Below are 13,638 nucleotides of genomic sequence, written 5' to 3'. Positions count from 1 at the left end.
GTAATCGAAGCAGTCACTGTCTTTTACCAAGAGTGAAAAACTGAACATGCATCCATAGCTCAGCTGGATAGAGTACTCGGCTACGAACCGAGCGGTCGGAGGTTCGAATCCTTCTGGATGCGCCATATCAAGCCCTGCTGATTAAACAGCAGGGCTTTTTCCTTTCTACTTGTGTTGCCATAACTAACCCGCTTTCTGTATGACGCTGAAATGTTTTTGCTGATATATCTAATCAGCGACAATTTGGCTTGTTTAAGATAAAGTAAACCCTTATAAAAATTCTTCTAAAACACTACGGGAGGTCGAATTGATCCCGGACGTATCAAAGGCTCTATCATGGCTAGAGGCGCATCCGACAATTTTAAATGGAATTCGTCGCGGTGTTGAACGTGAAACATTGCGTATTACTTCAGATGGTAGTTTAGCCATAACGGAGCATCCTAAAGCACTTGGTGCAGCGCTTACGCATAAATGGATTACTACTGACTTTGCCGAGTCACTGTTGGAGTTCATAACACCAGTTAATGATGATATAAAATATACGGTTTCTTTTCTTAGAGATATTCATCGTCACACAGCGCGTGTGCTGGATAAAGAAAAAATGTGGCCATTAAGTATGCCATGCTTTATTGATGCGGAAGAGAACATTACTTTGGCTCAATATGGTACATCGAATGTTGGTCGCTATAAAACTTTATACCGTGAAGGGTTGAAAAATCGTTATGGCGCGTTAATGCAGACCATATCCGGGGTTCATTATAATTTTTCATTGCCAATTGAGTTCTGGCGTGCCTGGGCTGGTATTGAAGATGCAGAGAGTGGTAAAGAGCAGATCTCTAATGGCTATTTCCGCTTGATCCGTAACTATTATCGCTTTGGATGGGTGATCCCATACTTGTTTGGCGCTTCTCCGGCAATTTGTTCCTCGTTCTTACGTGGAAGAGAGACTGCTTTTCTTTTTGATCGAACGGAAGATGGAACTTGTTATCTGCCTTATGCGACTTCACTAAGAATGAGCAATCTGGGGTACACCAATAAATCACAAAGTGATCTAAATATTACGTTTAATAACCTACATACCTATATTGACGGGTTGAAAAAAGCGATTCACAAGCCATCTGATGAGTTTGCTAAATTGGGTATTAAGCAAGGTGATAAGCATATTCAGCTCAATACCAACGTTTTACAAATTGAAAATGAGCTGTATGCGCCAATCCGACCTAAGCGTGTCACTAAGGGGAATGAATCGCCTTCTGATGCTTTGTTGCGTGGGGGAGTGGAATACATTGAAGTTCGTTCATTGGATATTAACCCATTTGCAGCGATTGGTGTCGATGAAACACAAATTCGTTTTCTTGACCTATTCTTAATATGGTGCGTGCTTGCCGAAGCGCCGGAAATGAGCAGTGATGAATTAGATTGTTGCCGTAAGAACTGGAATAGAGTGATCCTTGAGGGGCGTAAACCAGGGCAAATGATTGGTCTTGGTTGTGGAAGTGTGGAAGAGCCGTTAGCAAAAGTTGGCAAAAAGTTATTTAGTGACTTGAAACGGGTTGCCGCAATATTGGATAGTTGTTCTGGCACACAGTATCAAAAGGTTTGCGAAGAATTAATCGCTATGTTTGATGATTCATCACTGACTTTATCGGCTCGCGTGCTGGAAAGAATGAAGAGCCAGGGCATTGGCGGCTTTGGACTGGAATTGGCAGATGAATACCATCAGCAACTGATCAATGAGCAATATGAGGTTATTAGCGACGAACAGTTTGCTATAGAACGCAGGGCCTCCGTAGAGCGACAAGATGCGTTGGAACGTGAGGATACAATTAGTTTTGATGAGTATCTGAAACAACAGACAGGATGCTAGAAAAGAAAAGGGCCACAAGTGAAAGTGGCCAAATAGGATTTTCTAGAGAATAGGGATAATGATTACGCGTCTTTCATTCTTTACGACCGGTGGCAGATGAAAAGGTTTCATTTGCTGGAAGAAAAATCTGAATTTTTTTGTGGAGATGAAGAAATGCCTTTACTGGATAGTTTTACTGTTGACCATACTCGTATGAATGCGCCAGCCGTAAGAGTTGCTAAGACTATGAAAACGCCTCATGGCGACACCATCACAGTTTTTGACTTACGTTTCTGCGTACCTAATAAACAGGTTATGCCTGAAAAGGGTATTCATACACTTGAACATTTGTTTGCTGGTTTTATGCGCAACCACCTCAATGGTGAAGGTGTTGAAATTGTTGATATATCGCCAATGGGATGTCGAACAGGTTTTTATATGAGCTTGATTGGCGCACCGGCAGAAATACGTGTTGCAGACGCGTGGAAAGCGGCTATGGCTGATGTCTTGAAAGTGAAAGATCAGAGTCAAATCCCAGAGCTAAATATTTATCAATGCGGTACTTATCACATGCATTCACTGACAGAAGCTCAGGATATTGCACGTCATATTCTTGATTCAGACGTCCTCGTTAATAAGAATGATGAGTTGGCATTGCCAGAAGAAAAACTGACTGAATTGAAAGTGTAGTTCCATAGCAGTGATGATATTTCGGGTTCCTGAGATGAGGTATTAACAGGAATTTACCGTTGGAGGTTGGTGGTGCGCCTCCAGCGGTGTGAATTTTCCGCAGCGATTTAAATGGCTTGTGCTGCTTACGCAGGAAATTGGCTAATGGGGGTGACTCGAACTTGTTTAATGACATTATCGTTCACTGAAAGTACTTCAAAATTATATTTGCCGATTTGCACTTGTACATTAAGTGCGGGTATTTCTCCTAACTCTTCAAGTACCATACCATTAACCGTTCGTGGTCCATCAACAGGCAACGCCCAGTTAAAGGCTTTATTTAATTCGCGGATATTAGCTGTCCCGTCAACCAAAATAGTCCCATCGCTTTGTGGTGAAACTTCCTCAGCCAGAGAAGGAGACATGGATGTTGTAAAATCACCGACAATCTCTTCGAGGATATCTTCAACAGTGACCAATCCTTGAATATCACCATATTCATCAACGATGAGCCCAGCTTTTTCCTTATTACGTTGGAAATTCACTAACTGGATATTAAGTGGTGTGCTGACTGGGACATAATAGATTTTATCTGCGGCTTTAATCAGATTTCTTTTGGTGAACTCTTTTTTTTCTGTCATCAGCCGGTAAGCTTCACGAACACGGAGCATGCCAATGGCATCATCAAGTGAATCACGATAAAGCACGATCCGGCCATGAGGTGAATGAGTTAATTGCCGTATGATGGATTTCCAGTCATCATTAATATCAATGCCGACAATTTCATTACGGGGAACCATAATATCGCCGATTGTGACTTTTTCCAGGTCTAAAATTGAAATCAGCATATCCTGATTTTGCTGTGATAGCTTGGCATTTGATTCATTCACAATAGTGCGAAGTTCATCTTTACTAATTGCGTGGCTGGAGCCAGTAGGGTGTTTAATACCAAGGCAACGCATTAATAATAAGGTAATTTTATTTAGCGTCCAAACTAACGGCAGCATGATTTTCTGTAACGGGCGGAGCAGAAAACTGCTTGGAAAAGCGACTCTTTCAGGATAGAGGGCTGCTATCGTTTTTGGCATAACTTCAGAAAATATCAGTATGATAAACGTCAAAATACCGGTTGCGATAGCGACTCCGGCATCACCGTGAAGACGCATACCAATGATAGTAGCGAGTGCTGAAGCAAGAATATTAACCAGATTATTGCCGATAAGAATCAGACTGATGAGCTGCTCAGGATGGCGAAGTAATGCTTCAACTCTGCGGGCAGAGCGGTTCCCTTGCTTTGCCAGATGACGTAAGCGGTAGCGATTCATTGTCATCATACCTGTCTCGGAGGCGGAAAAATAAGCTGAAACAATGACCATGATGATTAAAATAATCAGTAATGTGCTTGTTGAGACATGCTCCAAAATAGAATTCCTTCCAAGTATCGATTGGACATTATACTCCTAGTAAATCATGATTTCCTGTAATAATCGATTGCCGAAATAGGCGAGTGTCAGGGTAAATGCGCCGATCAGGTTAAACCAGATAACGCGTTTACCGCGCCATCCATCATGGTAGTGGCCCCATAATAAAACAATGTAAACAAACCACGCGATGATAGATAAAATTGCTTTATGGATATTTTCGCTACTGAAAATATTATCTATGTAGAGGATGCCGGTACAGAGCGTCAGTGTTAGTAATATTACGCCAACCTGAGTGATATGAAACATTTTGCGTTCAATGAACATGAGTGGGGGCATATCTGGCGTAAAAGTGAGTTTTTTATTTTTAAGTTGATGATCCAACCACCTAAGCTGTAATGCATATAATGCAGCGATAAGTAAAGTCGCGTAGCCAAGAAGCGCTAATCCAATATGGATAGATAATCCAAAGCTGGCCTCTAGGTGAGTAATGAATTCACCTGGCATAAGACTCGCTAAGACCAAATTTATCATGGCAAAACTATAAACAATGGGTAGCAGGAACCAAGCTCGGCCATGAGAAGCAACAATTGTCATTATGATACAAGTCAGCAAACTGACAATAGAACCTAGGTTTAGGAGCGTGAGGTTTTGTCCGCTGCTAACGTGGAAGATCTGGTATTTAAGTGCAATAGCATGACAAATTAAAGCGACAATTGCGGAAAGTAATGCCAGCCTGCGGTATCCTTTCGATTTCCGCAGTAAGCCGGGAATAATCAGGACCAGGCTGAGTAAATAAGCGAATGAAGAAATTATAGAAAATACTGGCATAGCATTTAGTCGTTTTAGCGATAGTCTTTGGTTGAATTAAAGCTTAAGTATACCGCCAGCAAGGGTAGCCTCCAACCGTTGTTAATCATCGGTGCGAATCTCTGTGCAGAGATCCCTTACCATCGTGTTATAATTTGTGGAATACGCCTTACAGGTAGCCCATTTAAAAAAATTGAGCAGAGACAATGTTTGATAATCTAACCGACAGACTATCGCGCACATTGCGCAATATCAGTGGCCGTGGGCGACTGACCGAAGACAATATTAAAGAGACGCTGCGTGAAGTTCGCATGGCTTTACTTGAAGCTGACGTTGCATTGCCTGTAGTGCGTGATTTTATTTCGTGCGTTAAAGAGAGCGCGGTTGGTCACGAGGTTAATAAAAGCCTTACCCCCGGCCAAGAGTTTGTCAAAATTGTTCAGAATGAACTCGTTAAGGCGATGGGGGAAGTTAACAGTGAGCTAAATCTTTCTACTCAGCCGCCTGCCGTCGTATTAATGGCTGGTCTGCAAGGCGCAGGTAAAACGACCAGCGTTGCCAAGCTCGGTAGTTTCCTGAAAGGAAAACAGAAGAAAAAAGTTTTGGTGGTATCTGCTGACGTCTATCGTCCAGCCGCTATCAAACAGCTTGAAACCTTGGCACAGGCAGTTGGTATTGATTTCTACCCTTCCGATGCTCAGGAAAAACCCGTTGATATCGTGACTCAAGCGGTACAGCACGCCAAATTGAAATTCTATGATGTGCTTTTGGTGGATACTGCGGGCCGTCTGCATGTTGACGAAGCGATGATGGATGAAATCAAGCAGGTTCATAAAGCCATTAATCCCGTGGAAACCCTGTTTGTTGTTGATGCGATGACGGGGCAGGATGCGGCTAATACTGCGAAAGCTTTCAATGAAGCATTGCCGCTGACGGGGGTAGTGTTAACTAAAGTCGATGGCGATGCTCGTGGCGGTGCTGCGCTATCTATTCGTCATATTACCGGTAAGCCGATTAAATTCCTGGGTGTTGGTGAAAAAACGGATGCGTTGGAACCATTCCATCCGGATCGTATTGCCTCTCGAATCCTTGGAATGGGGGATGTTCTCTCCCTGATTGAAGAGATTGAAAGTAAAGTTGATCGCACCCAGGCTGAAAAGCTGGCTTCTAAATTAAAGAAAGGTGACGGCTTCGATTTAAATGACTTTCTAGATCAGCTAAAGCAGATGCGTAACATGGGGGGCATGGCCAGCATGTTAAGCAAAATGCCGGGAATGTCTCAAGTGCCAGATGCGGTGAAATCCCAGATGGATGATAAAATTCTGGTGAAAATGGAAGCTATTATCAATTCCATGACGCGTAAAGAGCGGCAAAAACCGGAAATAATTAAAGGTTCTCGTAAACGTCGTATTGCCAATGGTTCTGGCACTCAGGTTCAAGATGTTAACCGCTTGCTTAAACAATTCGACGAAATGCAGCGCATGATGAAAAAGATGAAAAAAGGCGGCCTGGCAAAAATGATGCGTGGTATGAAAGGCATGATGCCACCCGGATTTATGGGCCGTTAATTGATAAAGTCTCGAAGAATATCCACTTTGGATTGCTTTTTGCGCCAAAGTGAGTAAACTTTTCGGGCTTTTTATCTGACAGCCGGACTTCGTTCCTCGATGAAGTCTGGTTGTTTTGTTAACTAATGAGGATGTTATGGTAACAATTCGTTTAGCTCGTGGCGGCGCCAAAAAGCGTCCGTTTTACCAAGTAGTCGTGACCGATAGCCGCAGCCCGCGTGATGGTCGCTTTATCGAGCGTGTTGGCTTCTTCAACCCTATTGCAACAGGGAAAGCAGAAACACTGCGTTTAGATCTGGACCGTATTGAACATTGGATTGGTCTGGGTGCAACTGTGTCTGATCGTGTTTCTACACTGATCAAAGACGCTAAAAAAGCAGCTTAATCTGTCGCGGTGGTAACTATGAGCAAGCAAACCTGTTTTGAACCGCCTGTAAACTCAATTGTATTGGGAAAACTGGGTTCAACTTATGGTATTCGTGGTTGGCTCAGAGTTTTTTCTTCCACCGAACATGCCGAAGACATTTTTGAGTATCAACCGTGGTTTATTCAACGGGCAGGTCGGTGGCAACACATCGAACTGGAAGCCTGGAAACACCACAATCAGGATATGATCATCAAAATTAAAGGTGTTGATGATCGGGATGCTGCGAATTTACTGACTAATTGCGAAATTATTGTAGATTCAGAACAACTGCCAGAGCTGGATGCGGGTGATTACTACTGGAAAGACTTGATGGGTTGCCAGGTAATCAACACAGCAGGTTATGACTTGGGTACTGTCAATGACATGATGGAAACCGGTTCTAACGACGTAATGGTAATTAAAGCAAACCTGAAAGATGCATTCGGTATCAAGGAACGGCTAATTCCGTTTCTTGATGGGCAGGTTATCAAGAAAGTCGATCTCGCTACTAAAACCATTGAAGTAGATTGGGATCCTGGTTTTTAAACTCCGGTTATAAGCGGTTGAAATGAGTGGGACACGATAATGTGGATTGGGGTTATTAGCCTGTTTCCTGAAATGTTCCGCGCAATAACCGATTATGGGGTAACTGGCCGGGCAGTGAAAAATGGCCTGTTAAGTATTGAATGCTGGAATCCACGGGATTTTACCTATGACCGGCATCGTACCGTTGACGATCGGCCTTATGGCGGTGGTCCAGGCATGTTGATGATGGTTCAACCTTTACGGGAAGCCATTCATGCAGCAAAAACTGCGGCGGGCGAAGGCGCAAAAGTGATTTATCTTTCACCTCAGGGGCGCAAACTCAACCAACAAGGGGTTTGTGAGCTGGCAGCAAATGAAAAACTGATTTTGATTTGCGGCCGCTATGAAGGGATAGATGAGCGGGTGATCCAAACTGAGATTGACGAAGAATGGTCTATCGGTGATTACGTGCTCAGTGGTGGTGAAATCCCGGCAATGACGATGATTGACTCAGTTTCTCGGTTCATTCCGGGTGTTCTGGGGCGTCAAGCATCAGCGGAGGAAGACTCTTTTGCTGATGGATTGCTGGATTGTCCGCACTATACTCGCCCGGAGGTATTAGATGGTATGGAAGTTCCACCAGTGCTGCTGTCTGGAAATCATGCTGAAATTAATCGCTGGCGGATGAAACAATCGCTTGGCCGAACCTGGCTTAGAAGACCTGAACTTCTGGAAAACCTAGCTCTGACTGACGAGCAAAGGATATTGCTAACAGAGTTCCAACGGGAACATCTAACTGAAGCAACTAATTAATCCAGACATATCCCGAAGGGAATGTCTCTGATATATCAGTTTACCTAGGGTAAGAGAATTATTATGAGCAACATTATTAAACAACTTGAACAAGAGCAGATGAAGCAAGACGTACCTTCATTCCGTCCGGGTGACACCGTGGAAGTTAAGGTATGGGTCGTAGAAGGTGCTAAGAAACGTCTGCAGGCATTCGAGGGCGTGGTTATCGCTATTCGTAACCGCGGTCTGCACTCTGCATTCACTGTTCGCAAAGTTTCTAACGGCGAAGGTGTTGAGCGTGTATTCCAGACTCACTCCCCAGTCGTAGACAGCATTAACGTTAAACGTCGTGGTGCTGTTCGTAGAGCTAAATTGTACTATCTGCGTGAGCGTTCTGGTAAAGCTGCTCGTATTAAAGAGCGTCTGAACAGTAAATAATACGCTTTCGTTACATCCGAAAGTTATCGTTAAAGAGGTCAGCAATTGCTGGCCTCTTTTTTTATTCTCAACTTAAAACTTCGTTCTGCGGGTGTGATCATCAATTTGGTTTTGGCTCTGCTGTATTTTTGATTATTGTAATGAAAAGTCAGGCTGAATACGGGCGGGTTTTTAGCGGATTTTTTATTACGCTCTCCAGGAGCGAAATCAAGGCTCTTTTTATGAAGGAGGATATTTATTCATCGATAAATTATTCGGCAATACATTATTATCAGATCGTAATAATCTTAAAGACAATTATTTTGAGAGTTTTAGAATAATTTCAGATGTTATTAACTGACTATAAGGATTTGCTTTGAAAACTTTTCAAATACATAACAAAACAATGGCTTACCGAGATGAGGGTGAAGGTTTCCCATTATTACTGGGGCATAGCTATTTGTTTGACTCTAATATGTGGGAGCCTCAGATCGAGGCCTTAAGTAAACAATACCGGGTGATTGCTCCTGATCTCTGGGGACATGGCAGCTCGGGAGAGCTACCAGAACAACATAGCTCCTTGGTTGATTTAGCTCGGGATTACCTGGCGTTGATGGATCAGCTTGGCATTAAAGAATTTGCTATCATTGGCTTATCTGCTGGCGGTATGTGGGGAATTGAGTTGGTAGATATGGTCCCGGACAGAGTTAAGGCACTGGTTTTGATGGATACCTTTGTCGGATTAGAACCTGAAGTGACTCATACAAAATACTTTGCGATGTTGGATGCGATAGAGCAGGCTGGTGCAATTCCTCAATCTATTTTGCAACAGTTGATAGTGCCAGCTTTCTTTAGCCAGCAACCTGCTCAGCATTTGGTTGATGAATTAATTCAGCGTTTGGTGGCCATTCCTGCGGAAATATTGCGTAATAGTATTGTTCCGCTAGGTAGAATAATATTTGGGCGTGAAGATAGAATTCATTTGTTGGAAAAATTAGATATTCCCTCGCTTGTTATTACTGGTGATCAAGATATGCCTCGCCCGCCTCTGGAGGGTTATTTGATGGCTGAAATATTGCACTGTGATCATATTATTATCCAGGGTGCAGGGCATATTTCCACATTGGAGCAACCATATAAAGTTAATCAGGAATTAATTGCTTTTTTACAGAAAGCTTTGTAACAGATATTTTAATAAAGAGGCCGGATTTTACGGCCTCTAGTGTATTGAGTTTAAAAGAGCGATATAAATTTTTCATCACAATATAGCCTACACAATATAGCCTACATAATAAGAGGTGATGGCCTAGATCCTTTTCATGACGAGTGTTAAACAATACGCATCCAATTATACTCTATGGATTTCAAGATGCATCGCGACGGCAAGGGAGCGAATCCCCGGGAGCATAGCGAACTCAGTGACCGGGGTGAACGAGTGCAGCCAACAAAGAGGCAACTTGAAAGATGACGGGTATAAATTAATATTTGACGGGTGCGCTTGATAATTTTATAGGAAATATAAATTGAGATTATTGATATTATCTGTTTTTAATAATAAAAATGAAATAAATATATTTTTTACCTGATTATTTTAAATATAAAAATAAAGAATGAATGATTATAAAATATTGACTCAAATATTACTTCTTGTGTTTTAATATAATCATTTCTAATATTTTTCTATATGAAACAATTTTAATCTTATTAATTGATTCTAGAATAGATTTATCATTGAATTGACTCCTCTTTCATTTTTTGTAAACAAAAATTTACAGTGTTTTGGTTTTGTTTACACTTTTGGATTGTATTCTTTACGATGCGTGATATGTTATTAGTCAAATGCATAAAAACAAATGAGTACATAATGATAACTTGAGGAGAAAATCAAAATGTTCATGCAAAGAGATGCACTTAATAACGTTCACATCAGTGGTGAGCAAATTCTTATCACTCCAAAAGAATTAAAGCAACAATACCCACTGAGTGATGGTGATCTGCATACTATTGCAAATGCACGTAAAACAATTGCTGATATTATTCAGCTCCGTGATCCCCGTTTACTGGTAGTGTGTGGCCCTTGCTCTATTCATGACGTGGATGCGGCTCTGGATTATGCTCACCGTTTGGCCGCCCTTTCTGCTGAATTGAGTGATAGCTTGTACATCGTCATGCGTGTTTATTTTGAAAAGCCTCGTACAACAGTGGGTTGGAAAGGTCTTATTAATGATCCATTCATGGATGGTTCATTTGATGTGGAAGCGGGCCTGCATATTGCTCGTCGCTTACTACTTAGTTTGGTTAAAATGGGATTACCTCTTGCAACAGAAGCTTTAGATCCGAATAGCCCACAATATTTGGGGGATTTATTCAGTTGGTCTGCAATTGGCGCGAGAACCACAGAATCTCAGACACACCGGGAAATGGCTTCAGGTTTATCTATGCCTGTTGGTTTCAAAAATGGGACTGATGGTAGCTTGAACACTGCAATTAATGCGATGTGCGCAGCGGCTATGCCACACCGTTTTGTAGGAATAAATCAGTCGGGGCAGGTGTGTTTATTACAAACGCAAGGAAATCCCAATGGGCATATTATTTTGCGTGGTGGTAAAACCCCTAATTACAGCGCCCAACATGTAATGGAATGTGAACAGCAAATGATGCAGTCTGGATTATTACCCTCCTTGATGATTGATTGCAGTCATGGTAACTCTAATAAGGATTTTCGTCGCCAAAGTTTGGTTGTGGATTCTATTGTGGATCAGATCATTTCAGGGAATCGATCTATTACTGGCATTATGTTGGAAAGCAACATTAATGAGGGTAACCAATCTTCTGAACAACCGCGTAGTGAAATGAAATATGGTGTATCAGTTACTGACGCGTGTATTAGTTGGCAGACGACAGAAGCAATTCTAAGAAAATTACATCAGCAAATTAGCATGCAATTGTCGCAAAGAATGACAGTGCTGAAAAAAGCGGGATAATAAATATGGCGGCTGAATTATCTCAATTGCGGGATAAGATTGATGAAGTGGATAAAGCTTTGCTAGGCTTGCTGGCAAAGCGTCTGGAATTGGTTGCAGAGATTGGTGAGGTAAAAAGTCAGAATGGGTTGTCAATTTATGCGCCTGACAGAGAAATGGCAATGCTTGCTTCACGTCGGCAGGAGGCCGAAGAGTTTGGTGTTCCGCCGGATTTAATTGAAGATATTCTGCGCCGTATTATGCGTGAGTCCTACACCAGTGAGAATAATAAAGGGTTTAAAACGCTTTGTCCGCAATTGGGGCCGATAGTCATTGTTGGCGGCTTAGGCAAAATGGGGAAACTGTTTGGCCGTTTGTTAACTTTGTCTGGTTATGAAGTCAGAAATCTGGAACCACAAGATTGGCCTAACGCGGAGCAGATTCTGGCGGGAGTGGGTATGGTGATTATCAGCGTACCTATTCATTTGACAGAAGAGGTTATTCGCCGTTTGCCGCCATTACCTGACCATTGCATTTTGGTGGATCTGGCGTCGGTTAAACAGCAGCCATTACAAGCTATGCTTGATGTGCATAAAGGTCCGGTGTTGGGATTACATCCCATGTTTGGGCCAGATGTCGGTAGTTTGGTAAAACAAGTTGTTGTTTACTGTGACGGACGTCAAGAGGAAGCTTATCAATGGTTTTTAGAACAGTTGTTGATTTGGGGAGCTTGTTTGCATCAGATTAGCCCTGAACAGCATGATAAAAACATGAGTTTTATTCAGGCGTTGCGCCATTTCACGACATTTGCTTATGGGCAACATCTCGCACAGGAAGGCGCTGATTTACAACAATTGTTATCAATATCTTCACCCATTTACCGTTTGGAACTGATTATGGTTGGGCGGTTATTTGCGCAAGATCCTCAGCTTTACGCGGATATTATTATGTCATCGCCAGAGAATATTGATCTTATACGCCGTTATCACCAAAATTTTGGGCAAGCGCTAGAGATATTGGAAAGCCAGGACAAACGGGCTTTTGTCAGCAGTTTTGAAGATGTTAGTGAGTGGTTTGGTGATTATGCATCTCATTTTATGAGAGAGAGCAGAGTATTGCTTCAACAAGCGAATGATAGTCGCCAATAGCTAAAAAGAACCGGATATGACAATACCCGGTTCAAATTGCTGATAAGTTTCATTTTATTAATGGGGGTGAAAGGTTTTGCCGATTAAATCATATTAAAGGTATAAAATAGAGGAGTAGTTTAAATCAAACTATAGAAAAGCAATGCTATTGGTCGGATTAAATTCGTGTAAAGCGAGTTTAAATTGGCATATTTAAGGTGCCGCAGCTTTGCATAGTAATATACCCGTCATCTTTCAAGTTGCCTCTTTGTTGGCTGCACTCATTCACCCCGGTCACATAGTTATCTATGCTCCCGGGGATTCGCTCCTTTGCCGTCGCGATGCATATTGAAATCCATTGAGTATAGTGAATATGCCACATAATAATGCTGCAAGTGACTGAGTTTTTATTTGGTTAAATTATTCATTTGCGGATTTTTTTATGTTGAGCTTTATCATCGATTATTTGATTGATTTTAAAAGAAGTTTATTCCCCCGGTTGAAAACGTTATTAAGGGTGGATTTTTTGGGAGGTGTAGTTTCTGGTAAACGGATAAACCTATTCATATTCTCATTTGTCTTTTTTTCCGGGATACGTAAGCATTAACAAAACCAATTTTATTTCTTATTTTTTTACTGATGGTTTTACGATGGGCAGTTTTTAAATTGTTATTAAGAGTTATGGTTTTAGCTTTTTGGTTTAATCGGCATACGGTTTTAATTGTGTTTTACCCCTTTTAACGCCTGCTTTTTAGATGGTAAATGAATCTGGGGGAAAAAGCTGAATCGGATTTAATCTGACAGATACTTTATAAATAACCGGTAATTGTTAGCGCTGAGATAGTACAGGTTTTAACAGTTGTTCTTCCCTCATTTAATGCCCTGTTTTATTAAGTTTAACCATCATGATATGTCGGTATTTTACGCGCAATGAATATTAATCATATTCGTTTTAGGCATTAACAAAACCAATTTTTATTTCTTATTTTTTTACTGATGGTTTTACGATGGGCAATTTTTAAGTTGTTATTGAAAGTTATGGTGTTAGCTTCTGGATTTAATCGGCATACGGTTTTAATTGTGTTTTACCTCTT

Annotated in this window: 12 protein-coding genes and 1 tRNA gene; 11 read left to right on the top strand and 2 right to left on the bottom strand. The window is 41.6% G+C overall.

The annotated features are described in order from the left end of the window. The first annotated feature begins 48 nt into the window (after window positions 1-48). From OO184_RS11845 to luxS, 3 genes are all read left to right on the top strand, one after another. Window positions 49-125 (top strand) — tRNA-Arg (locus OO184_RS11845). 182 nt (window positions 126-307) lie between these two features. After that, window positions 308-1,867, top strand: coding sequence for a glutamate--cysteine ligase (gene gshA, locus OO184_RS11840; RefSeq protein ID WP_265379359.1), 1,560 nt, complete (start codon window positions 308-310; stop codon window positions 1,865-1,867). Window positions 1,868-2,020: 153 nt separating this feature from the next. Beyond that, the gene (gene luxS / locus OO184_RS11835; RefSeq protein ID WP_265379410.1) at window positions 2,021-2,536 is read left to right on the top strand and encodes an S-ribosylhomocysteine lyase; all 516 of its coding nucleotides are present in this window, start codon (window positions 2,021-2,023) and stop codon (window positions 2,534-2,536) included. 125 nt (window positions 2,537-2,661) lie between these two features. Here the strand turns inward: luxS and OO184_RS11830 are convergent, their stop codons facing one another. Both OO184_RS11830 and OO184_RS11825 read right to left on the bottom strand, forming a co-directional pair. Next, window positions 2,662-3,936, bottom strand: a complete 1,275-nt coding sequence (locus OO184_RS11830) for an HlyC/CorC family transporter (protein ID WP_265379358.1) — start codon at window positions 3,934-3,936, stop codon at window positions 2,662-2,664. Between the two features lie 39 nt (window positions 3,937-3,975). Continuing rightward, complete coding sequence (locus OO184_RS11825; RefSeq protein WP_088372514.1) at window positions 3,976-4,767, bottom strand: cytochrome C assembly family protein; 792 nt, start codon at window positions 4,765-4,767, stop codon at window positions 3,976-3,978. Window positions 4,768-4,952: 185 nt separating this feature from the next. Here OO184_RS11825 and ffh point away from each other — a divergent pair, with 185 nt between their 5' ends. The 8 genes from ffh to tyrA all read left to right on the top strand — a co-directional run bounded on the left by ffh (window position 4,953) and on the right by tyrA (window position 12,565). Continuing rightward, window positions 4,953-6,314 carry a signal recognition particle protein gene (ffh, locus tag OO184_RS11820; protein ID WP_049583027.1) on the top strand — a complete coding sequence of 454 codons (1,362 nt, stop codon included), beginning with the start codon at window positions 4,953-4,955 and terminating at the stop codon, window positions 6,312-6,314. Window positions 6,315-6,450: 136 nt separating this feature from the next. Beyond that, entirely contained in the window at window positions 6,451-6,699 is a 249-nt protein-coding gene (gene rpsP / locus OO184_RS11815; RefSeq protein WP_049583023.1) for a 30S ribosomal protein S16, read from the top strand. Window positions 6,700-6,717: 18 nt separating this feature from the next. After that, window positions 6,718-7,266: a ribosome maturation factor RimM gene (rimM, locus tag OO184_RS11810; protein WP_265379357.1), complete on the top strand. Its 549-nt coding sequence runs from the start codon at window positions 6,718-6,720 to the stop codon at window positions 7,264-7,266. Window positions 7,267-7,305: 39 nt separating this feature from the next. Further along, window positions 7,306-8,058 (top strand): tRNA (guanosine(37)-N1)-methyltransferase TrmD, encoded by a 753-nt coding sequence (gene trmD, locus OO184_RS11805; protein ID WP_049583021.1) that lies wholly within the window; start codon window positions 7,306-7,308, stop codon window positions 8,056-8,058. Window positions 8,059-8,121: 63 nt separating this feature from the next. After that, a complete protein-coding gene (gene rplS, locus OO184_RS11800) occupies window positions 8,122-8,475 on the top strand; it encodes a 50S ribosomal protein L19 (protein ID WP_036814090.1) in 354 nt (117 codons plus the stop codon). A gap of 355 nt (window positions 8,476-8,830) precedes the next feature. Beyond that, window positions 8,831-9,637 (top strand): alpha/beta fold hydrolase, encoded by an 807-nt coding sequence (locus OO184_RS11795; protein WP_265379356.1) that lies wholly within the window; start codon window positions 8,831-8,833, stop codon window positions 9,635-9,637. A 706-nt stretch (window positions 9,638-10,343) separates the two neighbouring features. Continuing rightward, window positions 10,344-11,438 carry a 3-deoxy-7-phosphoheptulonate synthase gene (locus tag OO184_RS11790; protein WP_283256290.1) on the top strand — a complete coding sequence of 365 codons (1,095 nt, stop codon included), beginning with the start codon at window positions 10,344-10,346 and terminating at the stop codon, window positions 11,436-11,438. Window positions 11,439-11,443: 5 nt separating this feature from the next. Then, window positions 11,444-12,565, top strand: coding sequence for a bifunctional chorismate mutase/prephenate dehydrogenase (gene tyrA / locus OO184_RS11785; protein ID WP_265379355.1), 1,122 nt, complete (start codon window positions 11,444-11,446; stop codon window positions 12,563-12,565). Window positions 12,566-13,638 lie beyond the last annotated feature (1,073 nt).

The organism is Photorhabdus aballayi, assembly GCF_026153155.1.
Lineage (GTDB): Bacteria > Pseudomonadota > Gammaproteobacteria > Enterobacterales > Enterobacteriaceae > Photorhabdus > Photorhabdus luminescens.
The sequence above is the reverse complement of the archived record's forward strand: the minus strand, read 5'-3'. Positions and strand labels throughout refer to the sequence as shown.

Bases quoted from the DNA above. Each gene is read 5' to 3' on its own strand.
- luxS (WP_265379410.1), top strand. From the start codon at position 2,021: ATGCCTTTACTGGATAGTTTTACTGTTGACCATACTCGTATGAATGCG.
- OO184_RS11825 (WP_088372514.1), bottom strand. From the start codon at position 4,767: ATGCCAGTATTTTCTATAATTTCTTCATTCGCTTATTTACTCAGCCTG.
- ffh (WP_049583027.1), top strand. From the start codon at position 4,953: ATGTTTGATAATCTAACCGACAGACTATCGCGCACATTGCGCAATATC.
- rpsP (WP_049583023.1), top strand. From the start codon at position 6,451: ATGGTAACAATTCGTTTAGCTCGTGGCGGCGCCAAAAAGCGTCCGTTT.
- rimM (WP_265379357.1), top strand. From the start codon at position 6,718: ATGAGCAAGCAAACCTGTTTTGAACCGCCTGTAAACTCAATTGTATTG.
- trmD (WP_049583021.1), top strand. From the start codon at position 7,306: ATGTGGATTGGGGTTATTAGCCTGTTTCCTGAAATGTTCCGCGCAATA.
- rplS (WP_036814090.1), top strand. From the start codon at position 8,122: ATGAGCAACATTATTAAACAACTTGAACAAGAGCAGATGAAGCAAGAC.
- OO184_RS11790 (WP_283256290.1), top strand. From the start codon at position 10,344: ATGTTCATGCAAAGAGATGCACTTAATAACGTTCACATCAGTGGTGAG.
- tyrA (WP_265379355.1), top strand. From the start codon at position 11,444: ATGGCGGCTGAATTATCTCAATTGCGGGATAAGATTGATGAAGTGGAT.